Origin of the sequence: Evansella sp. AB-P1 (assembly GCF_029688925.1) — a bacterium.
Taxonomy (GTDB): Bacteria; Bacillota; Bacilli; order Bacillales; family Salisediminibacteriaceae; genus Evansella.
The window spans coordinates 185,301-206,600 of record NZ_JARUKY010000008.1 but is presented as its reverse complement, the minus strand read 5'-3'; the positions used below and the strand labels follow the sequence as shown (position 1 = coordinate 206,600).

Genomic DNA, 21,300 nt, shown 5'->3' with positions numbered 1-21,300 from the left:
GATGAAAAGACCGAATCTCTGGATTTGGTCTTTTTCTATTTTTATCGTAGTTCCGAAATTAAGAAAATATTTCTTATATGCATAAGACCTTCCTAAATAGTCCTTGTAGAATGAAAATAGAAGCTGACAAACATAGTTAACTATAGAATAAAAAAAGGGAAAGGGGTAAATGTAAATGGCTAAAACTGATTTAGGAATTATTATGAACGGTGTAACAGGTAGGATGGGGACGAATCAACACCTTATTCGTTCTATTGTTGCAATAAGAGAACAAGGTGGAGTTACACTTCCATCTGGTGATGTGATTATGCCTGATCCTATTCTCGTTGGAAGAAATGAGGATAAATTGAAAGCGCTAGCAATTGCACATAATATTTCCCGTTGGAGCACGGATTTAGATGAATGTTTAGCAGATCCCTATAACAAAATTTATTTCGATTCTCAAACAACTCTACGCAGAGCGGATGCAGTTAAAAAAGCGATAGCAGCTGGAAAACATATTTATTGTGAAAAACCAACAGCAACAGATATAGAATCAGCATTAGAACTAGCAGAGCTTGCTGAAGAAGCAGGAGTAAAAAATGGAGTTGTTCAAGACAAATTATTTTTACCAGGAATTCTTAAGCTGAAAAGACTAATTGATGCTGGCTTTTTCGGAGAGATATTATCTGTAAGAATGGAATTTGGTTATTGGGTATTTGAAGGTGACTGGCAAGAGGGACAACGCCCATCCTGGAACTATCGAAAAGAAGATGGTGGTGGAATCATTGTTGATATGTTCCCTCATTGGCGTTACGTGATTGATAATTTATTTGGAAATATAAGCTCTGTTACCTGCCTTGGGGCAACACATATACCGAAAAGAGTGGATGAAAAGGGAACACCATACGAATGTACGGCAGATGATGCGGCTTATGCTATTTTTCAATTAGAAAACGGTGTTATCGTTCAAGCCAACTCCTCTTGGGCAGTTCGTGTTGATCGAGATGATTTATTAACCATTCAAGTAGATGGAGTACAAGGAAGTGCAGTTGCTGGATTAAGAGATTGTAAAGTTCAGCATCGAGTAAATACACCAAAGCCTGTTTGGAATCCAGATGTGCCTAATCCATTTAACTTTCAAGAGCAGTGGGAGAACGTTCCTGATAATCAAATGTTTGAAAATGCCTTTAAGATTCAGTGGGAAGAATTTATTAAACACGTTGCAGATGATTCCCCTTTCCCATGGGATTTATTCGAAGGAGTGAAAGGGATTCAGCTAGCTGAAGTGGGCTTACAGTCTTGGGATGAGAAGCGGTGGTTAGAGATTCCTAAATTAAAGGGTGAATCGTAATGAATAAATCCATAAAATTACCTAGACACGGGGGAGAAACCTATACGTATACCCTGCAAAAAAGTACAGAGATTAATGTGCCTGAGTCAACATTTAAAAGTCGGGTAGCTTTTTCTGCAGCACATGTTGTTGCTGATCCCTTTGTAGATGTTGATCCTCAAAAAGAGTCGAAAATAGATTGGGAGAATACGTTAGCGTACCGCCGTCATCTATGGTCCTTAGGATTGTCAGTTGCAGAGGCTATGGATACAGCTCAAAGGGGAATGGGATTAGATTGGAATAATGCTAAGGAGCTTATTGAACGATCTGTCCGGGAAGCTAAAGCCGTTCGAGGGCGCATAGCTTGCGGTGCAGGAACAGATCATTTACATCCAAGGGAAGATCTAGACCTAAGTGATGTAATAAAAGCATATGAAGAACAATGCTCCTTCATTGAAGAACAAGGTGGTCAAATTATCTTGATGGCCAGCCGTGCATTAGCGGCCTGCGCTAAAAGTCCTGAGGATTTTGGATTTGTATATTCAAAAATTTTAAATCAAGTATCTCAACCAGTTATTCTTCATTGGTTAGGGGATATGTTTGATCCAGCTTTAAAAAACTATTGGGGAAAAAGTGATGTAGACGAAGCAATGGAAGTCTGTCTTCAAATTATTAAAGAGAATGAAGATAAAGTAGACGGGATAAAAATATCATTACTAGATGATCAAAAGGAAATAAAGATGCGCCGTCTATTACCTGAAAGTGTACGTATGTATACCGGTGATGATTTTAATTATCCTTCCTTAATACAAGGGGATGAAAAAGGACATAGTGATGCATTACTTGGCATTTTTGATGCAATCGCTCCAGCTGCCGCTGCCGCAATGCATGCATTGGATGATGGAGACTTTAAAAAATATAATTCCTTGTTAGAAAAAACAGTTCCACTGTCTCGCCATATCTTTCAAAAACCTACGTATTCGTATAAAACTGGTATTGTATTTATGGCTTACTTAAACGGTCATCAATCACATTTCCGAATGATCGGTGGGGCTGAAAGTGCAAGATCCATAATCCACCTTTCGGAACTTTTCGTATTAGCGGACCAAGCAGGGCTATTAGTGGACCCAGAGCTTGCAATGAAAAGAATGAAAAACACTTTAGCAATAAGTGGATTGGAATAAAGGAGGTGTGTCTTATGACTAAGTTTGAAAATATTAGTAGACTAAGCTTGAATCAGATTACAACAGAAAGATGGAACTTACAGGAAGCAGTAGATGGATGCATCCGAAACAACGTTCCAAGTATTGCTATTTGGCGGCATAAAGTAAAGGATCTAGGTTTAAGTGCATGTAAAAAAATTGTTCGTGACTCAGGAATTCAAGTATCAAGTTTATGCCGAGGCGGAATGTTTCCTGCCGCTACAGCTATAGAAAGAAAGGAACGGATTGAGGATAATCTTCGGGCAATTGATGAAGCAGTTGAACTTGGTACAAATGTATTGGTGCTCGTATGTGGACCGGCGAGTGATAAAGATATTGTTGAAGCAAGAAAGCAAGTAGAGGAAGGGATACAGGAGATTCTTCCTTATGCCAAGTCTGCTGGGGTCAAATTAGGAATAGAACCGTTACACCCAATGTATGCAGCAGAACGTTCGGTTATTGTAACGCTTGGTCAGGCAAATTCAATGGTAGAAAAAATAAATAACGACCATCTTGGTGTTATTGTTGATGTGTACCATGTTTGGTGGGATCCTCAGCTGTACGAGCAAATTAATCGTGCAAAAGGACGGATCTTAGGCTTTCATGTATCTGATTGGACTGTACCCACAACAGATTTACTTATGAGTAGAGGAATGATGGGGGATGGGGTTATTGAATTAAGAAGAATTCGAGATGCTGTTGATCAAACTGGGTATGATGGCCCAATAGAGGTAGAAATTTTTAATAGAGAAATTTGGGATATGCAGGGGGATGACGTTTTAGCATTAATGAAAGAGAGATATTTGGAGCATTGCTAGAAAAAATAACATCATAGAAAAGTAGAGATAACGGAAAACGTGTTTATTGTAGAGCTTGTAGCTACAATATGCACGTTTTTTCTTTTGCATCCGAATAAAAACTCTTCTTGGTTAGCTGTAGAAAGGACCTTATTAAATAAAATCATTAGTAAATCTACACCAAAGTCATAAAAATTCAAAATTTTCTGTTAAATTATCTAACGAAAATGATGGAATTTATATATATTTCGTACAAAATAGACGAAACAGTTGTTTAAAATTGGAGGGATTACATGAACCAATTATTGATTAAAAATGGCCAAGTATTTTGGAATGGTTCATTTTCGGAAGTTGATCTAATTATAGATGATGGGAAAATTCAGGAAATCCTCTTTTCTAAAAGTGATATAAAGGAAGATAAATTCATGCAAGTTATTGATGCAAGTGATGGTGTTATATTACCAAGTTTCATAGATTCTCATGTTCATTTTAATGACCCTGGAAGAGAGGAGTGGGAAGGATTTCAAACTGGTAGTCAAGCAGCAGCAGCAGGAGGCATTTCCACAGTGTTTGATATGCCACTTAATAGTAGCCCATCTGTCATTAATTCCTCCATTCTTGCAAGAAAAAAGAAGCATCTTGAAAATAGGTCAATCATAGATTTTGGCTTATGGGCGGGGATTACAGCTGATAACTTTGATAATACGATCGAACTTAATGCAATGAAACAACAAGGAATTATAGGCTTTAAAGCTTTTTTATCAGAGAGCGGTATTAGTGATTTTCCATGTATTAAGAAAAGTCAGTTAAAGAAAGGGATGGAGGCAGTTAAACAACTAAATTCTATCCTTGCTCTCCATGCAGAAGATAATAAATCTATTATAAAGAAAACATCAAAACTACTTGGTGAAAAAAGAACAGATCGCCAAGCTTTTTTAGAAAGTAGACCACTTAGCGCGGAATTAGAAGCAATTGAGTATGCTTTAGGCTTAGCTGAGGAAACAGGAGCAACCGTTCATTTTGTTCATGTTACCTCTCCTAAGGCAATTGAGTCCCTCTACCATGCAAAGAGAAGGGGGGTACAAGTTTCAGTGGAGGTTTGTCCTCATTACCTTTTATTTGAGGATAAGGATTTTATTGAAAAGGGGCCAATTTTAAAGTGTGCACCACCTTTAAGAGATAAATCAACAATAGAAAAGCTTTGGAACTGTATAAAGAATGGGATGGTAGATACGGTTGGATCTGACCATTCTCCTTGTACTTATTCTATGAAAACTGCAGGTGATAATAATATATGGAAATCATGGGGCGGGATACAAGGAGTTCAATATGCATTTCCATTTTTTATTAACGAAGGGTTACGTAGAGGTTTATCACTTCAACAAATTTTGCCGTTATTTACATCTAATGTGGCAAAAAAATTTCTTCCTAAGACAAAAAAAGGAGTCATTGAAGTTGGCTATGAAGCAGATTTAACCATTGCTCATTTTAGTAAAAAAAATAAAGTGAAGAAATCTAACATCTTTATGAAAAACAAGTACACGCCATATGAAAATCAAAGTCTTTATTTTGAAATCACTACTACTATTGTAAGAGGAAATATCGTTTACGATAAAGAACACGCCATATCAGACTTTGGGTATGGTAGAGAGATTACTACTGTTTAGTTAAAGTACACAACATTCCTTTCATTATTTAACAGTGATGACCAATGACGAAGAGGTGATAAAGTATTATCCTGTTAACAATCTATTGTATGTTGTTCATGCTTCATCATGTTAAAACACTTATTCTGAATTCTAAAATACAAGGACAAATTCTCAGGTGAATCATTGTATAGAGGAGAATAAAATTATAAGAAAAAGGAGTGTTTGCTGGATGCTGACAGTTGAAAAAGTTTGGCGCCCAAAAGATTTATATGACGCATGGAGCATCCATCAAACATATAAGGATGCTAGCTGCTTCGTTTCTGGAGGGACATGGCTCCGTACACAATGGAAAGGAGGATTACGTCACATCTCCCCTCATTTAATAAGTCTAGACCAAATACATGACATGGATAAAATTGAAGAGAAAAATACATCAGATAGAAGTGAACTATTGATTGGCTCTATGACTAAACTAGCTGACTGTATTAAGCATCCTCTATTGAATAAGTATGGGAGTGCAATTGTGGAAGCATGTAAAAGGATTGCAGCACCCTCCATTCGTAATCAAGGGACGATAGGAGGGAATATTTTAACAAAAACAGGAGATTCACTTCCCGCATTACTTATTCATGATGCTACTTTAACGTGGTTTAATGGTAAAGAATTTGAAAATGAATCATTAGAAGTATATTTAAGTAATGCTAAGTACAAGGAAGTTAACGGTGTCTACCATCCCAAAATACTGGTCTCTATTGCTATTCCTTTGATTAAAAATAAACCTCAAAATAGATTCTCGTTTTATCAGAAGGTTGGAAAAAGAGAAGCATTTACTCCATCAATCATAACGATAGCAGGGACCGGTAACTTTGCAGCTAATAAACAGATTGGAACCTGTTTATTAGCTGCAGGTGGGGGAACCTCAGTACCTTTTCGATTAACAAGTACTGAACTAGCTTTAGAGAACAATGATCTTACGAAGGATTTTTTACAACACATTCAGTCTGTTATTTATCGTGAATTACAAAGAGAGGATTCCACCATTTCTGAATATAAGAAGAAGGTCACTGCTAATTTAATTGTTTATCATTTATTTAGTTCATTGAAGAATTTATAACATAGAGGTGATAAAGATGCTCTTAGATCAAGATTCTGCAGGAGATAAATGGAGAATTAGACCTGATGGTAAAGAAAAGGTCACTGGAAAGCTCCGCTATTTAACAGATATGACATTTCCAAATATGCTTTATGGAAGAGTTCTTCGGAGTGACTATCCACATGCACGAATTATATCTATCGATACTTTAAAAGCGAAAGCTCTTGAAGGAGTTGTGTCTGTTATCACTCATGAAGATATACCAGGTTTAAACGGATTTGGGATTAGTAACCCGGACCAACCGGTGTTTTGTTTTGATTTTGTTCGATATGAAGGTGATGCAATAGCAGCGGTAGCAGCAACAACGCCAGAGATTGCAGAAGAAGCTTTACATTTAATAGAGGTTGAATACGATAAGCTACCAATCATAGATTCAGCTGAAAAAGCCTTACTTCCTACTGCTCCGAAACTACATTCTAATGGAAACATTCTTCATGAAACAGATTATTGCCGAGGAAATACGGAAGCCGTATTAGGAAAATGTGTATGTGTTATAGAAGAAACGTATGAAACTCCCAGGCAAATGCACACATACCTTGAGACAGAAGGTGGTATTTTTGTTCCTGAAAAAGATGGGAGATTAACGGTATACGCACCTACACAGCATGGTTATAAGGACAGAATGCAATTGGGACGAATTCTAGGGGTTCCAGATGAACGTATTCGCGTTATTTCTAGTCCTATTGGAGGATCATTTGGAGGGAAGGATGAATTAAATGTGCAACCATATGGAGCTCTACTTTCATTGTCATGTGGAAAACCTGTAAAGATTCATTATTCTAGATGGGAATCTGTAAAGGCAGGCCTTAAAAGACACCCAATGAAAATTACAATGAAAACAGGCGTAGATGCCAATGGAAAAGTCCTTGCTCATGAAGTAACAATTCTTTCTGATACTGGAGCATATTCCACACTTGGTGGGCCAGTACTAAATTTTGCTACAGAGCATGCAATTGGTCCATACCAAATACCAAATGTAGTTGTAAAAGGAAAAGCTGTTTTTACAAACAATGGCGTTTCTGGAGAGTTTCGTGGATTTGGTGGAAATCAAGTCATTTTTGCGTTAGAGGGACAAATAGATAGGTTAGCTGAAAAATTGCATATAGATCCTTGGGAACTAAGAAGGAGAAATTTAAGGAATTTAAATGATCTTGGTCCATTAGGACAACGGGTGTATCCAACGAATGGAGCATTTGAGGTGTGGGAAGCTATTCAAAGATCTCCCTTATGGGAAAAGAGTAAGCAAGATCTCGAAAGTAGTGATCGATGGATTCAAAGAGGGATAGGCTTTTCCATGGCAATGCATGGATCAGGTTTAGGCTTTGGGATACCTGATCCAGCTGGAGGAATCCTTCGACTAAATAATAAAGGAAAGATTGAGGTTGCTTTTGGTCATGAAGAATTTGGTCAAGGGCTATTGGGAACATTAGAAATTTTACTTCTAGATCATTTTAATTGTGAAAAAGAGGATATACACATCGTTATTGGAGACACAGATCTTGTGCCACCGAGTGGATCCTCTACAGCCTCTAGAACGACTAACATGGTATGGCAAGCACTAAATCGATTAAAGCCCCAATTTTTAAGCGCTTTATATGAAAAGGTCGAAAATGAAACAGGTGTTAATAGAAAGGACTTAAAAACGGGTTCAGGTGGGATTTGGACTTATAAAAATGGTAAGAAAGTTCGGGTAATGACATACGGTGAAGTGGCAAAGCTTGGGATAGAGGATTTAGAGTTTTCAACTAAATTTCATTATCCAGTCACTCCTGATCCTGTGATGGGAGGACATTATTTATATACCTGTACATCTGTTGCTGCTGAGGTAGAGGTGAATGTCTTAACGGGTACGGTAAAGGTAGTTGCAATAGACCATACTGTAGCAGCTGGTCCTGTTATAAATCCAATGGGCTACTTAGGACAAATTGAAGGTGGGAGCATTATGGCCTTAGGATTCACCTTATCAGAGGATGCTGTCATGGAGTCTAGTGAATATATAACCCTAAATTTAGATACGTATGTTATTCCTACTATTTTGGATGTGCCACGTTCCCAATCTGTTGATGCTATTGAAAAGCTGCCAGATGGAGACCCATTTGGTCCAAGAGGAGTAGGCGAGGTAGGTTCTGTTGCTCTTGCTCCAGCTATTGTCGCTGCAGTTAAGAACGCTACAGGCACTTGGATAACAAAGCTTCCTATTAATAAAGAAAAGCTTATTTGTGATTTACCTTACCTAAATAACGAAAAGAAGGTGGGGATTACACATGATTCAGGAAGATAAATTTATGTTAGTAGAAGAGAAGATACAATATGTCTTGAACTTTACATTAAATGGAGAAGAGATAAGTATAGCTGTTCATCCGTCTAGAAGATTAGTAGATATTATTCGGACAGATCTTGATTTAACAGGAACAAAAATATCGTGTGAAATTGGTAGGTGTGGAGCATGTATGGTTCTTATAGATGGGATACCACATAATTCTTGTTTAACAATGGCTTACCAATGTGAAGGGAAAGAAATTGAATCAATTGAAGGTATTGGGAAAAATAAATTAGACCCTATTCAACAATGTTTTTTAGAGGAAGGTGCATTCCAATGTGGCTACTGTACACCAGGAATGATTGTTTCTTTAAAGGGTTTACTGAATCAAAATAAATCTCCTAATTATGATGAGATAGAGCAAAGTCTAGCTGGGAATCTTTGTCGCTGCACAGGATATGGAGGAATCAATCGAGTAATAAAACGGTTAAGCAAATAAAAGAAGAGATTGTTCGTTTTAACGGCGTGTTCTCAATATTCACTCCATAAGTAAAGGTTGTGATCTTAATAAACATTTTCCTTTGTCTTCAGCTATTACTAATCCCACCGGAGTCGTTGCCCTTCACTACTGAACCGTCTTATTTTCGAGGGTAGACCTCGATGCAAATGAAACAAATTGCACCATGGAGGATGAAAATAATTATAATCCAATTGGAATGAGTGGAATCCCACGAGACTCCTCGAAAATGCTATCACATTTTCTTCGTCCGCGGTAAAGAAGACACTGTGATTGTGGAACGTAGTGAAGCAGAACAGATGTCGCACATATACCCTTGTGGTGAAAGCGAAGTGGGACGGAACGAATGATTAACCTGACCTTTATTTGCTAATACTATTAATTTTCATAACAGTTATTTTCAGGGTAACCTTAATAAAAATGGTATGAGGTGGAGAAACCTTAACATAATTATAAAAAGAATGGCTCCTCTGTCAAAGAATAATGTTGATTTTTTATCAAAGTTGATTGAATCGTTGCCTGCGGAAAACGAAGCGTGATGTAACGAATGAATAGTAGAACTAGATTAGTATTAGCTTAATATACGAGAGTAGCCAAATAAATAATGGGTGTGTAGGAGGGGATTTCCATGAAAGAGTTTTATAACTATTTAAAAATAGTGAAAGAAAATTCCCAACAGTATTTTGCTTTAGGTACAGTTATTGCAGTATATGGTTCAGCATATCGACACAAAGGAGCAAAAATGCTATTTTCTGAAACTGGCGTCCAATATGGAATGATAAGCGGTGGATGTCTTGAAGAAGATTTAAAAGGCCATGCAGATGAAGTGATTGCCACAAAAAAGGCAAAGAAGGTCATGTACGATTTGCGATCGGAAGACGATCTTGGATGGGGACAAGGAGCAGGCTGTAACGGGAAAATCGAAGTTTACTTAGAACCTATTAATTGGTTTGATCAGGATGAAAATGGACAATTTCTTTGGCCAACGGCCCTTTCCATTTTAAATAAAGGAGAATCGATTATATCTGTTCGTGAGGTTACGGAAAAAAACTTGGGATTGCGTTTCCTTTTTACTAAGGAAGGAGAGGGGATTCTCAATACTAATAGCATAATTGGGGAACAACATATGCAAAAAAACGTAATGGAATTTTTAGGAAATAATGAATTACTGGAATATCGTGAAAATGATATTTCACACCGTTCATTTATCTTTGAGCATGTAGAAGCAGAGGATACCCTTTATATATTCGGTGCTGGACCAGATGTAGAACCAATTGTTCAAAGGTGTAGTGAATTTCATTTCTCACCAATTGTTATTGATCCTAGTCAAAGTCGGTGTAGTCCTAAATATTTTCCGAAAGCAAAAGAGTTAGTTTGTGAACACCCTGAAACATATTTAACAAAATCAAAAATAAAGAAAGATAGCTATGTTTTAATTATGACCCACAGCTTTATGAAGGATAGAGTAATATTAAAGCATTTTATTCACGAACGTCCAAGTTATTTAGGCGTATTAGGACCAAAGCTTAGATCAGAAAGACTATTGAATCCCTCACCCTTACCTGACTGGGTTCACTCTCCTGTAGGTGTAAATATTTATGCAGAGGGGGCAGACGAAATTAGCATTAGTATTTTAGGGCAGCTAATTCAAGTAAGAAATGAAAGGCGAAAACGTAAAAGAAGTGTAACCTTTTTTAAACATTCAACGATTACTAATTATTAAGGTGTGATTCTTATGGTAAAACACACTGTATCTGCAGTCATTTTGGCTGCTGGAATGTCAAGGCGTATGGGCTGTACGAAGCAATTGATGAAATTGGGAGATTCATTTATTTTAGAAAGAGTGATTAAGAATGTAATGAGTCTACCATTTGAAGAAATTGTTATTGTTGTTGGCCATCAAAAAGAAAAAATCAAACGTGAAATATCCATTCATTCATCTATTATTAAATGGGTATATAACGAAAAATATGAAAAGGGACAGAGTTCATCCTTTTTAACTGGTATGGAGTTTGTTCCTTCTTCATCCAGTTCAGTTATGTTTTTTTTAGGAGACCAACCGTTTATACAAAGGAATTCGATGCTGACCGTATTTGAAACAGGAATTAAAGGTATGAAAAAACAATCAGATCCATTTGTAGTCCGTCCCTATTTTCAAAAAACTCCAGGTCATCCTATCTTTTTCGGCAATTATAAGCAGTTAGATTTTTCAAATGTATCCGGCGATCATGGAGGGAAGGCATTACTTAAGAACGTTAATAAAATGGTGAATATTTATATGAATGACCCTCACATTGCCTTTGATATCGATACTCCGGAGGATTTTGAAAAAGCGAAGTGGATGATAAAAAACATGGACGCTTAATAACAGACTTATCCCTAATATCCTTTGTATATTACATCTTAAAAGTTAACAGAATGATTAATTCAACCGAATCGTATAACCTCAAAATAAAGATTTAAGGGTTTCTACTAGGCGCCGTAAATTCCTAGCTACGATGATGTGTATTGTTGTGCATATCTGTCGTAGCTATTTTAATACTTGAAATTTAATTTGAACATTCTCATTACAATGATTGGAGGAATGGATATGAGGATTTTAATAACAAATGGTGAAATCATTACGATGAATACGAACGAGGATCAATTTATTGGAGATATTCTAATAGAAAATGACAAAATCGTTTCTATTAGTAAAAAAATAGAAGATCCTACTGTAGACAAGATTATAGATGCGTCGAACAAAACGATTATTCCGGGCTTTATTCAAACACATGTACATTTATGTCAAACATTATTCAGAGGGAGGGGAGATGATTTAGAGCTATTAGATTGGCTCAAAAAAAGAATTTGGCCATTGGAAGCCGCACATGATGAAGAGTCTATTTATTATTCTGCTTTATTAGGAATTGGTGAGCTTATCCAAAGTGGAACGACATCCATTGTAGATATGGAGACAGTTAACTATACGGACTATGCATTTCAAGCAATGGCATCTTCCGGTATACGAGCTATATCAGGAAAAGTAATGATGGATAAAGGAAGTGATACACCAAAGCCCCTTCAAGAGCAAACAGACCAATCCATTCAGGAAAGTGTTGATCTATTGGAAAAATGGAACATGTATGATGGAGGGAGGATAAAGTATGCTTTTTCTCCGCGGTTTGTCGTTTCGTGTACAGAGAAATTATTAATAGAGGTAAGTAGGTTATCTGATTATTACAAGTCATATGTTCATACACATGCTTCAGAGAACATAGGTGAAATTGCTATTGTTGAACGTGAAACGGGTATGAGAAATATCGTTTATTTAGATCACTTAGGCTTAGCAAATGAAAGGCTAGTTTTAGCCCATTGTGTTTGGTTAAATGAAGAAGAGAAACGAATTATAAAAGAAAGAAAAGTAAATGTATCTCATTGTCCTGGATCCAATTTAAAATTAGCTTCAGGAATTGCTGAGATTCCAAGCTTACTAGATAATAATATTTCCGTAAGCTTAGGGGCAGATGGGGCACCATGTAATAATAATTTAAACATGTTTAATGAAATGAGAATAGCCGCACTTATTCAGAAGCCCATACATGGACCTACTGCAATGGATTCGAAAACAGTTTTTAAAATGGCTACTATTGGTGGGGCTAAAGCAATAGGGATGGATGATGAGATTGGAAGCATTGAGATAGGAAAAAAAGCAGATATGGTTATTTTAGACTTAAACGATTTTCATACGTATCCAACCTATGAGGTAGATACGATTTCTAGAATTGTTTATTCAGCAACGCAAAGCGATGTTGAAACGACAATTGTAGACGGAAAAATTCTAATGGAAAACAGAATAATAAAGACGATGCATAAGGACCATGTTTTAAAAGAAGGGAATAGAACTTTAAAAAGACTTCTCAATAGAATCCCTAACCTTACCTTATCCACATAGAAAGGAGAAAAGGAAATGAAGACGTTACTAATCAAAAATGCGAAAAATATTATTACTATGGATGATGATCGCAGCCAATATCCCGATGGTAGTATGTATATTGAAGGTCAAGAGATAAAAGAAATTGGGAGAAATATAACCAATGAAAACGCTGATGTTGTAGTAGACGCTAGAAATAAAATTGTTTATCCCGGTCTCATCAATACACATCATCATTTATATCAAACATTTACACGGAATATCCCATTGGCGCAAGATTGTGAGCTTTTTGATTGGTTGATCACACTTTATGATATTTGGAGGCATATTCGACTGGAAGACGTGTATTTAAGTGCAAAGGTTGGGTTAGGAGAGCTATTAAAAAGTGGATGTACAACATCATCTGATCATTTTTATGTTTTTCCAAACGGGATTAGTGGGAATTTAATAGATGAGGAGATTCGTGCAGCGAATGAATTAGGGATACGATTTTTTCCTACTAGAGGATCTATGAGTTTAGGACGTTCAGATGGGGGATTACCACCTGATGAAGTAGTGCAGAAAGAAGATGTCATTTTAAAGGATACGATGCGACTCATTGAAACGTATCATGATAACAGCAAATTCTCTAGACTTAAAGTAGGTGTAGCTCCATGTTCACCTTTTTCTGTTAGTAAGGACTTACTAATAGAATCAGCAGCATTAGCGAGAAGCTATGGCGTTCGTATGCATACACATTTAGCTGAAACGAAAGATGAAGAAGCTTATTGTATAGAAAAATTAGGGTTACGACCATTACAGCTCATGGAAGAAACAGGTTGGATTGGTGAAGACGTTTGGTATGCTCACGGTATTTGGTTCAATGATGATGAAATTACGAAGCTAGGAAGTTGTGGGTGCGGTGTGGCTCATTGTCCTTCGAGTAATATGAAAATGGCTTCAGGAACGTTTCCAATCATGAAAATACTAAAAGAAGGGGTACCAGTTGGTCTAGGTGTAGACGGGGCTGCTTCTAACGATGCCTCCAATTTATTACAGGAAACGAAAATAATGCATTTACTTCATAAGCATATGCAAGGAGTGAGAGGACTTAGGGCAGAGGATTGCTTATTTGTTTCTACGAGAGGATCTGCGAAGGTTCTTGGTTGGGATAAAGAAATAGGAGTATTACAAGTTGGTAAAGCAGCAGATCTGTTTATGATTGACTCTACCAAACTAGAGTACGCTGGTGCATTATATGATGATACTGCTTTACCAATCTTAACAGGAGCACCACAAGTAGATATGACAATCGTAGGAGGCGATATCGTTGTAAAAAATGGAATGTTAGTAAATGTAGATGAAGAAATTTTAGCGTGGAGGGCAAATGAAGGTGCTAAGAGAATGCTAGAATTGGCTTCAAAAACATTAAAAATAAATTACAAAAGATTAAGAAGAAGTGTAGAAGAAAACGAGGCATGGAGATATTTATAGTTTTATAGAATAAAATGATGTCCGATAGATATTTTAGAAAGGCTGTTCATAATGACAATAGGAGCTCTAATAACTGGAGTACTCTTCATTTTTATTCAACTTTTTGCAAACAGATTAATTCCGTCATCTCGCATAAGAAGAGGGCGATGGCTTTCCTTTTCTGGAGGAATCGCTGTTTCCTACGTATTTGTTTATGTTCTACCAGCTCTCCATGAACAGCAAGCTGTTTATGGAGAGGAAGGTAGTCAATTAACGATGGAATCAGAGTTATACTTTGTAGGATTAATAGGAGTGTTAGTTTTATTCGGCATTAAAAAAATTGCAGATAATGCTGAACAAAAAACGTATCGGTTAAGCAATGTATTTTGGGTTGAATTAGGTTTTTTTAGTATATATAATATGTTAATTTCTTATGTTGTTATTACGTCTCAAGTGGCAGGTTGGCAAGCGGTATTTTATTCCACTGCAATTGGGACTCATTTCCTTGCGGTATCCTATGATCTTTGGTCAGAAGACGCTGATCGTTATCGTAAGGTGGGTCGTTACCTTTTAGCTGTGGCAATTTTAATAGGCTGGATCGTTGGTCTTTGGATTACGTTACCTTCTTTAATCGTAGCCATTATTTTTGCTTTTATTTCTGGGGCAATGATACTAAATGTTTTAAAAGAGGAATTACCTTCAAAGCGGAAAACACACTTTCCTTCCTTTGTTTTAGGGTCTGTTTCTTATACATTTATCGTAATCGCATTGAAATATTTTTTCGAATGGTAGAGAGATTCAGTCTCAATTTGTTATCAAGGACTGAATAAATAATGCTATTCTTAGTCTTAACGTATCATCCTGTCCTTTAAAGTCCATGCCCAGTATTTTCTCGCATTTCTTTATTCGATAAATGACTGTGTTTCGGTGAATAAACATCATTTTAGACGTTTCTGCTATTTGACAATTGTTATTTAAGTAAATAGCTAAAGTCTGAACTAAATCTTCCTTTTCTTTATCTTCTGGATAAGCTAACTCTTGTAGAGAAGACTTGTAAAACTCCTTAAGTTTAAGGGTTGGGATCGTTTTAAATAATTCCGTTAATTCCTTAATATGGTACGTTTTAATGAAATTTGTTTTGTTTTCCCCATAACCAGTACGAAGTGCGTCTACTGCTTCCTGAAAGGCAGTAGGAATTTCTAGAAAGGACTCTATATAATTACTTATCCCAAATGATATGGAAATATCTGTGGATTGAAGTATTTCTTGTTGAATTTCACGAATGGAGTGTAGCACTTTTTTTTCAATATTGTCATTGTAAAAATCAAACCCTATTAAAATAGCAAAGAGGTCACCTTTTGTAAATAAGATACTATTGTCGTATTGAATGGATAACAAAGATTCTAATAGTTCGTATATTCTTTCTCTTTTATTAGTCAACTTCTTTTCTGATTGTAGTGGGTATGTGTCTAGATGGAAATCCGATGTATCGTCTAATTTACACGTTAAACATATATATTGGAGTTGTTTATTTAAATGGTATTCCTTTCCTCTATTAATTATTTCATCTTCTGAAACAATGCTTCCCTCTACTAAATTAGTAAAAAATTCATTTTTTAATCTACGGGAATGTTGTTCGATGGCTTTAAGCTTCATAAATTCAAACGAAATAACGTTAGCTGCTTGTTCTAGTGCTAATGTAAAAGGAGTTTCTTTAGATATACATGAACTAAAAATAATTATATACCCTTTTTGTTTGTTTGTTGTATGAATGGGGAAAATGAAAAAATCTTTGTAAATACTTTCTCTTTTTTGATATGGTATGTGAAAAGCTTTTAATCCGCTAATCTCCTCTTGGTGTATTGTTTCATGGATATACCAATAAATATTGAAAAAAGATTCTTTATCTATATCATTAGAAAATGCCATAATATCTAATCGATTATTCAAAAGAATGATTGGATAATCTAAGATAGCATGGAGACTATCAATAATTTTTGAGAAGCCACCGCCAGAAATAACGATATTTGTAAATTTACGGTGAATATTTAAAGCATAATTTAGTTCATGTGTCCGTTCGTTTAAGATACATCCTAAAGCTTCATTTAACATTTCTCCCAATGAATAATTTAAAGGGAGTTCAACAATAGGGAAGTTTAGTTCGTTAGCCCTCTTGATTACCTCCTTAGGTATCTCCTCTATAAATCTTTTCGTCTTTAGCCCTAATCCTGCACATCCTTGCTCGGCCATTTGATTCACTAGTTCCATAAGAGCACTTGTATTGTTTTTTATGGAATAAGCCGTGGTTAATAAGAGCTGATCGTTGGTTAAAAAGTTTATTATGTCTGGTGCATCCATTAGGTTGATAGACTGTACCGTATTCGTTAACTTATTTTTTCCTGCAACTACTGTTGCATCTTTAAAAGAAGGAAGCTCTAGAATATCTGTAATTTGCATAGGTAGTATTCACCCCTTATTTATAAAATTCTTTGTTATTACCGTACAGGAAAATAGGAGATATAAAAACTTTTTTGTAAGAAAATGTAACTATCTTTATGAAAAAATTAGTTAATTTATACAAAATAGAATAGAAGGAGTTGTTTCTCTCATTCACTAATTTATTTTCGAAATTAGACGACTTGTAATTGTACAGATGGTAAAAGATCATTTTTTATGGTACGTAATTATGTTTAATGAAAAAATGAGGGAGAAAACCTCACAAATTTTTAAAGGGATACTAATGTTTTGTGTAGGTTTAGGCGAAGTCTAAATGATAATAAGTAGCACAATGAATAAAAGGCTTAAGGAAAGAAATGGATCATGGAGCGATGAGAATTCAGTGGGTCCCTCTGTAGATTATATTTTAAATACAATTACTAACTATCATATTAGTTAACTTAGACAATGACGATTGAATAACTTCTCTTTATGATGTGACTATGGAATGAATCAAATGATAAACGTTTGATAAAAAGAGGAAGTAGGTGGGAATTTTAGTGTATACAATGCTAGATATAAATAGAATGGAACGTCATGAGTTTATTAATAAAATTGGATTAGTGTTTGAACATTCTCCTTGGGTAGCGGAAGTGTCTTGGTATTTACACCCCTTCGAAAGCTTTGAAGAAATGTACAATGGGATGATTGAAGAGATGTACAATGCTAATACCTCATTAAAACTATCCTTGTTAAGAGCTCACCCCGATTTAGGGACAAAGTTTGATTTATCTGCTTCGTCTAAAGAAGAGCAAAAAAGTGCTGGACTTAACGAATTAACGGAAGAGGAATTTAAAGAATTTACTAAGCTAAATAGAATGTATGTTGAAAAATTTGGCTTTCCATTTATTTTAGCTGTAAAAGGAAAGGGAAAAGAAGAAATTAAGCTACAGATGAGAACGAGAATAACAAATTCATATGAAAAAGAATTAGAAACTGCCTTAAGTGAAGTATCTAAGATAGCTCGATTCAGATTATTCGATCTAGTTAAAGGAGTAATTCCATCATGAATACTGTCAATAATCAACTGATATAAGAAGGATATAAAAAACAACAAACGTTTGAGAGGGATGTAATTATGAAATCTAACGTTTTAAAGAACAAAACAGAAATTAGACGAAAAATGTATTATGGAAAAGGTGATGTTTTTGTTTATCGAACATATGCAAAACCACTAGCAGGAATAAAAGAAATTCCAGAATCAAATTTCAAAGGACGGTCTAATACGATTTTTGGAATGGACATAAAGGTTGCATTGAAGGGGGATGCATTTTTATCTTCCTTCTCAAAAGGAGATAATTCTCTTGTTATAGCAACGGACTCTATGAAGAATTTTATATTATACCATGCTGGAGAATATGATGGTTCAACAATGGAAGGTTTTTTACATTATGTAAGTGAAAGCTTTATAAGAAAGTATAAGCATATTGACGGAATTGTGATTTCAGGAAAACAGTTTTCATTTGAAGAAGTGGATGTTTCATACGGTAATGGATTTGCTCCAAGTGATACAGTATTTAGACAAGGATTACTAGAACATCCTTCCACATCCTTGGAGGTATTTCGTACAGAAGGTGATGATTATGAAATTATTGATCAAGTTAGTGGTGTAGAAGGATTGAGGTTAATTAAAGTGAAGGGAAGTTCTTTTTATGGATATATAAAGGATGAATTTACTACCTTACCAGAATCATTTGATCGTCCACTATTCATCTATTTAGATATACGTTGGCGCTATGAAAATAATCAGGATGGAAACGGAGAAAATCCTTCTAATTATGTATGTGCAGAACAAGTTGTCCATATTGCCCAAGCTGTTTTTCATGAAAAGGACTCACCTTCTATTCAAAAGCTCATTTATGATATTGGGGCACGGATTTTAAAAAGATTCCCTCAATTAGTTGAGGTATCATTTGAATCCAATAATCGAACATGGGATACGGTGTTAGACGAGGTTTCTTCGTCTCCTGAAGGAAAGGTATTTACAGATCCCCGACCACCTTATGGGTTCCAAGGTTTTTCCATGACACAAGATGACATATTGAAAATTGATGAGGATTGAGGAGTCGAAATATGATCGGAAAACTAACGACACATGTACTAGATACAAGTAAAGGAAAGCCTGCAGGTCAAATGGTTATTGAGCTTTGGAAATACAATCAAACAGATGAAAATTTTATAAAAATAAAAGAATGTAGAACGAACGTTGATGGGAGAGTGGATAAACCATTATTAGAAGGAGAAGAGTTTGAAGTAGGTATTTATGAGCTTGTCTTTCGCGTTGCAGACTATTATAAAGGTGAAGGGAAGAAGGTAGATGAATACCCCTTTCTTCACATTGTCCCTATTCGTTTTGGAATAGGAAATAGAAAGGAACATTATCATGTTCCTTTGCTAATTGCTCCAGGTGGCTATAGCACATATCGTGGAAGTTAAAATTAGGAAAGGGGAAGATGATAATGCTTACTCCTCAAACAGATGTGGTGTCGTTTCAAAATGTTAAGAAGGTGAATTTATTAGTTTCTTAGGCCACTCGGGATGTGGAAAATCTACTGCCTTGAGAATGGCAGCTGGACTAGGGGAAACGACAAATGGAACAATAACCGTATTTGGTCAGGAACCTAAGGATATTATTGAAAAAACAAATGATATGGCATTCGTGTTTCAAGATACGAATTTATTGCCATGGAGGACAGTCCTTGATAATGTTATGCTTCCTTTGGAATTGAGAGGGATAAATAAGCGTAAACGTAAAGATGAAGAACTTCGAGTAATAGATATGGTTGGTCTGAAAGATTATTTAAAATCATACCCACGCCAACTATCTGGTGGGATGAAAATGCGAGTTTCTATTGCAAGAGCACTAGCAGCAAAGCCTAAGCTATTATTTATGGATGAACCATTTGCTGCCCTGGATGAAATCACGAGACAAGCACTTCAAATGAAGCTCTTACAAATATGGGAAAAGGAGAATACGACTATATTATTTGTGACACCAATGAAACAAAAATAAATGAGGTCAACCACTGGTTGACCTCATTTATATTAACATTCATCTTTCATGTCTCCTGATTCCATGTTTATTCTCAAACTATAGGGTTTAGAAACTCACTTTTAACGAAGACATCTAGCAATAGACAAATTAAATATCTCATTGGCATAGTTAAATTAAACAATAAAGAGTTTAAAATTTATTTAAGTTGAATAAAGACTGTTGCCTCATTGGTAATTACAATGAGACCAACTATACGAAGTGATAGGAAAGCGTGAGAGAAGGAAAGTGGATAATTATAGGAGGATGATTTTATGATTGTAACATACAGGATCAATCAAAAGAGATTGTGGAATACATTAATGGAATTGGCTAAAATTGGTGCTAGTCCTAATAAAAAAGAAGGAATTACGCGACTTTCTCTAAGTTTAGAGGATCTGGAGGCGAGAGAGTATCTTATAAACTTAATGAAAGAATCGGATCTTCACGTTCATGTAGATCCGATTGGAAATATAATAGGTAGCTTAGCAGGTACAAATGAAAATGCTCCAGCAGTAATTGTAGGTTCCCACATTGATACCGTTTTCCAAGGTGGTATTTTTGATGGTTCTTTAGGTGTGTTAGGGGCAATCGAAGCAGTTCGAACCATAAAGGAGTCAGGTATTAAGTTAACCCATCCAATTGATGTGGTCTCCTTTACTGATGAGGAAGGATCAAGATTTGGTACTGGATATATAGGAAGTAAAGGAATGACAGGAGAATTAACGGAAGATTATTTTACATTAAAGGATGATAAAGGACTGTCATATCAGGAAGCTTTTTTACAAGCAAACTTAAATCCAACAAATTATAAAGATGCAGTTAGAAATGGCAACGAAATGAAAGCTTATATTGAAATGCACATTGAACAAGGGAAGGTATTAGAAGAAAATAACTTAGCAGTTGGAATCGTTACAGATATACAAGGTCCTATTTGGCTGGAGGTGACTTTAATTGGCAGCGCGGATCATGCAGGTGCAACACCGATGGACATGCGGAGAGATGCATCCTTATGTATGGCGGAAATTTTACTAGAGATTGAGAAAATAGCAAAGCATTATGAAGGGGTAGGTACAGTTGGTAAGTTAAAAATAGAGCCTGGAGGAGTAAATATTATTCCAGGGAAAGGAACTTTCTCTGTTGATTTACGTCACGTAGATAAGCAAATACGTACACAAATGGTTAACGAAGTGTATGGAAAAATTGAAATTACTTGCAAAAAAAGAAAGATACAGTTTCAAATTGTAAAGAAAAAGGACGTGGATCCAACCTCCTGCTCCGAAAGTATGATAGCGGTATTAGAGGATGTGTGCAAAGAACTAAACATTAAAACGATGAAACTCCCTTGTGGTGCAGGTCATGATTCCTTAATTATGTCAAAAGTGACTGAGATGGGAATGATTTTTATTCGATCCAAGGATGGAATTAGTCATCATCCAAATGAATGGTCAGAAAAAGAAGATTGCGCTACTGGCACTCAAGTCTTATTTCAGTCGCTTCTTCGATTAGCAAAATAGA

17 protein-coding genes, 1 pseudogene and 1 riboswitch are annotated in these 21,300 nt (G+C 35.8%); of the genes and pseudogenes, 17 read left to right on the top strand and 1 reads right to left on the bottom strand.

What is annotated here, in order from left to right; genetic code table 11:
- The first annotated feature begins 175 nt into the window (after positions 1-175).
- From QA612_RS10450 to QA612_RS10395, 12 genes are all read left to right on the top strand, one after another.
- A complete protein-coding gene (locus QA612_RS10450) occupies positions 176-1,333 on the top strand; it encodes a Gfo/Idh/MocA family protein (RefSeq protein WP_278283760.1) in 1,158 nt (385 codons plus the stop codon).
- Positions 1,333-2,496: a dihydrodipicolinate synthase family protein gene (locus QA612_RS10445; protein WP_278283759.1), complete on the top strand. Its 1,164-nt coding sequence runs from the start codon at positions 1,333-1,335 to the stop codon at positions 2,494-2,496. The genes QA612_RS10450 and QA612_RS10445 overlap by 1 nt, the downstream gene beginning before the upstream one ends.
- A gap of 14 nt (positions 2,497-2,510) precedes the next feature.
- Complete coding sequence (locus tag QA612_RS10440; RefSeq protein ID WP_278283758.1) at positions 2,511-3,332, top strand: sugar phosphate isomerase/epimerase family protein; 822 nt, start codon at positions 2,511-2,513, stop codon at positions 3,330-3,332.
- Positions 3,333-3,604: 272 nt separating this feature from the next.
- Positions 3,605-4,978: an allantoinase AllB gene (gene allB / locus QA612_RS10435; protein WP_278283757.1), complete on the top strand. Its 1,374-nt coding sequence runs from the start codon at positions 3,605-3,607 to the stop codon at positions 4,976-4,978.
- 211 nt (positions 4,979-5,189) lie between these two features.
- A complete protein-coding gene (locus QA612_RS10430; protein ID WP_278283756.1) occupies positions 5,190-6,074 on the top strand; it encodes an FAD binding domain-containing protein in 885 nt (294 codons plus the stop codon).
- A gap of 16 nt (positions 6,075-6,090) precedes the next feature.
- The gene (gene pucD, locus QA612_RS10425) at positions 6,091-8,394 is read left to right on the top strand and encodes a xanthine dehydrogenase subunit D (protein WP_278283755.1); all 2,304 of its coding nucleotides are present in this window, start codon (positions 6,091-6,093) and stop codon (positions 8,392-8,394) included.
- A complete protein-coding gene (locus QA612_RS10420; RefSeq protein WP_278283754.1) occupies positions 8,378-8,872 on the top strand; it encodes a 2Fe-2S iron-sulfur cluster-binding protein in 495 nt (164 codons plus the stop codon). The genes pucD and QA612_RS10420 overlap by 17 nt, the downstream gene beginning before the upstream one ends.
- Positions 8,873-9,518: 646 nt before the next feature.
- Positions 9,519-10,613 (top strand): XdhC family protein, encoded by a 1,095-nt coding sequence (locus QA612_RS10415; RefSeq protein ID WP_278283753.1) that lies wholly within the window; start codon positions 9,519-9,521, stop codon positions 10,611-10,613.
- A gap of 12 nt (positions 10,614-10,625) precedes the next feature.
- Positions 10,626-11,255 carry a nucleotidyltransferase family protein gene (locus QA612_RS10410; RefSeq protein ID WP_278283752.1) on the top strand — a complete coding sequence of 210 codons (630 nt, stop codon included), beginning with the start codon at positions 10,626-10,628 and terminating at the stop codon, positions 11,253-11,255.
- A 51-nt stretch (positions 11,256-11,306) separates the two neighbouring features.
- Positions 11,307-11,406, top strand: a riboswitch (purine riboswitch).
- Between the two features lie 74 nt (positions 11,407-11,480).
- The gene (locus QA612_RS10405) at positions 11,481-12,824 is read left to right on the top strand and encodes a 5'-deoxyadenosine deaminase (RefSeq protein WP_278283751.1); all 1,344 of its coding nucleotides are present in this window, start codon (positions 11,481-11,483) and stop codon (positions 12,822-12,824) included.
- Positions 12,825-12,839: 15 nt separating this feature from the next.
- A complete protein-coding gene (locus QA612_RS10400; protein ID WP_278283750.1) occupies positions 12,840-14,276 on the top strand; it encodes an 8-oxoguanine deaminase in 1,437 nt (478 codons plus the stop codon).
- A gap of 51 nt (positions 14,277-14,327) precedes the next feature.
- Positions 14,328-15,047: a hypothetical protein gene (locus tag QA612_RS10395; protein WP_278283749.1), complete on the top strand. Its 720-nt coding sequence runs from the start codon at positions 14,328-14,330 to the stop codon at positions 15,045-15,047.
- A 12-nt stretch (positions 15,048-15,059) separates the two neighbouring features.
- Here the strand turns inward: QA612_RS10395 and QA612_RS10390 are convergent, their stop codons facing one another.
- Entirely contained in the window at positions 15,060-16,712 is a 1,653-nt protein-coding gene (locus QA612_RS10390; RefSeq protein WP_278283748.1) for a PucR family transcriptional regulator, read from the bottom strand.
- Between the two features lie 548 nt (positions 16,713-17,260).
- Here QA612_RS10390 and uraD point away from each other — a divergent pair.
- From uraD to QA612_RS10365, 5 genes and pseudogenes are all read left to right on the top strand, one after another.
- Positions 17,261-17,761 (top strand): 2-oxo-4-hydroxy-4-carboxy-5-ureidoimidazoline decarboxylase, encoded by a 501-nt coding sequence (gene uraD, locus QA612_RS10385; protein WP_278283776.1) that lies wholly within the window; start codon positions 17,261-17,263, stop codon positions 17,759-17,761.
- A gap of 68 nt (positions 17,762-17,829) precedes the next feature.
- Positions 17,830-18,813: a factor-independent urate hydroxylase gene (pucL, locus tag QA612_RS10380; RefSeq protein ID WP_278283747.1), complete on the top strand. Its 984-nt coding sequence runs from the start codon at positions 17,830-17,832 to the stop codon at positions 18,811-18,813.
- Between the two features lie 11 nt (positions 18,814-18,824).
- Positions 18,825-19,187, top strand: a complete 363-nt coding sequence (gene uraH / locus QA612_RS10375; protein WP_278283746.1) for a hydroxyisourate hydrolase — start codon at positions 18,825-18,827, stop codon at positions 19,185-19,187.
- A gap of 67 nt (positions 19,188-19,254) precedes the next feature.
- A pseudogene (locus QA612_RS10370) lies at positions 19,255-19,746 on the top strand (ABC transporter ATP-binding protein); the annotation flags it as partial.
- A 311-nt stretch (positions 19,747-20,057) separates the two neighbouring features.
- On the top strand, positions 20,058-21,299 hold the full coding sequence (locus tag QA612_RS10365) for a Zn-dependent hydrolase (RefSeq protein WP_278283745.1): 1,242 nt from the start codon (positions 20,058-20,060) through the stop codon (positions 21,297-21,299).
- Position 21,300 lies beyond the last annotated feature (1 nt).

Coding starts and splice junctions, on each gene's coding strand:
- QA612_RS10450 (WP_278283760.1), top strand. CDS start 176: ATGGCTAAAACTGATTTAGGAATTATTATGAACGGTGTAACAGGTAGG.
- QA612_RS10445 (WP_278283759.1), top strand. CDS start 1,333: ATGAATAAATCCATAAAATTACCTAGACACGGGGGAGAAACCTATACG.
- QA612_RS10440 (WP_278283758.1), top strand. CDS start 2,511: ATGACTAAGTTTGAAAATATTAGTAGACTAAGCTTGAATCAGATTACA.
- allB (WP_278283757.1), top strand. CDS start 3,605: ATGAACCAATTATTGATTAAAAATGGCCAAGTATTTTGGAATGGTTCA.
- QA612_RS10430 (WP_278283756.1), top strand. CDS start 5,190: ATGCTGACAGTTGAAAAAGTTTGGCGCCCAAAAGATTTATATGACGCA.
- pucD (WP_278283755.1), top strand. CDS start 6,091: ATGCTCTTAGATCAAGATTCTGCAGGAGATAAATGGAGAATTAGACCT.
- QA612_RS10420 (WP_278283754.1), top strand. CDS start 8,378: ATGATTCAGGAAGATAAATTTATGTTAGTAGAAGAGAAGATACAATAT.
- QA612_RS10415 (WP_278283753.1), top strand. CDS start 9,519: ATGAAAGAGTTTTATAACTATTTAAAAATAGTGAAAGAAAATTCCCAA.
- QA612_RS10410 (WP_278283752.1), top strand. CDS start 10,626: ATGGTAAAACACACTGTATCTGCAGTCATTTTGGCTGCTGGAATGTCA.
- QA612_RS10405 (WP_278283751.1), top strand. CDS start 11,481: ATGAGGATTTTAATAACAAATGGTGAAATCATTACGATGAATACGAAC.
- QA612_RS10400 (WP_278283750.1), top strand. CDS start 12,840: ATGAAGACGTTACTAATCAAAAATGCGAAAAATATTATTACTATGGAT.
- QA612_RS10395 (WP_278283749.1), top strand. CDS start 14,328: ATGACAATAGGAGCTCTAATAACTGGAGTACTCTTCATTTTTATTCAA.
- QA612_RS10390 (WP_278283748.1), bottom strand. CDS start 16,712: ATGCAAATTACAGATATTCTAGAGCTTCCTTCTTTTAAAGATGCAACA.
- uraD (WP_278283776.1), top strand. CDS start 17,261: ATGCTAGATATAAATAGAATGGAACGTCATGAGTTTATTAATAAAATT.
- pucL (WP_278283747.1), top strand. CDS start 17,830: ATGAAATCTAACGTTTTAAAGAACAAAACAGAAATTAGACGAAAAATG.
- uraH (WP_278283746.1), top strand. CDS start 18,825: ATGATCGGAAAACTAACGACACATGTACTAGATACAAGTAAAGGAAAG.
- QA612_RS10365 (WP_278283745.1), top strand. CDS start 20,058: ATGATTGTAACATACAGGATCAATCAAAAGAGATTGTGGAATACATTA.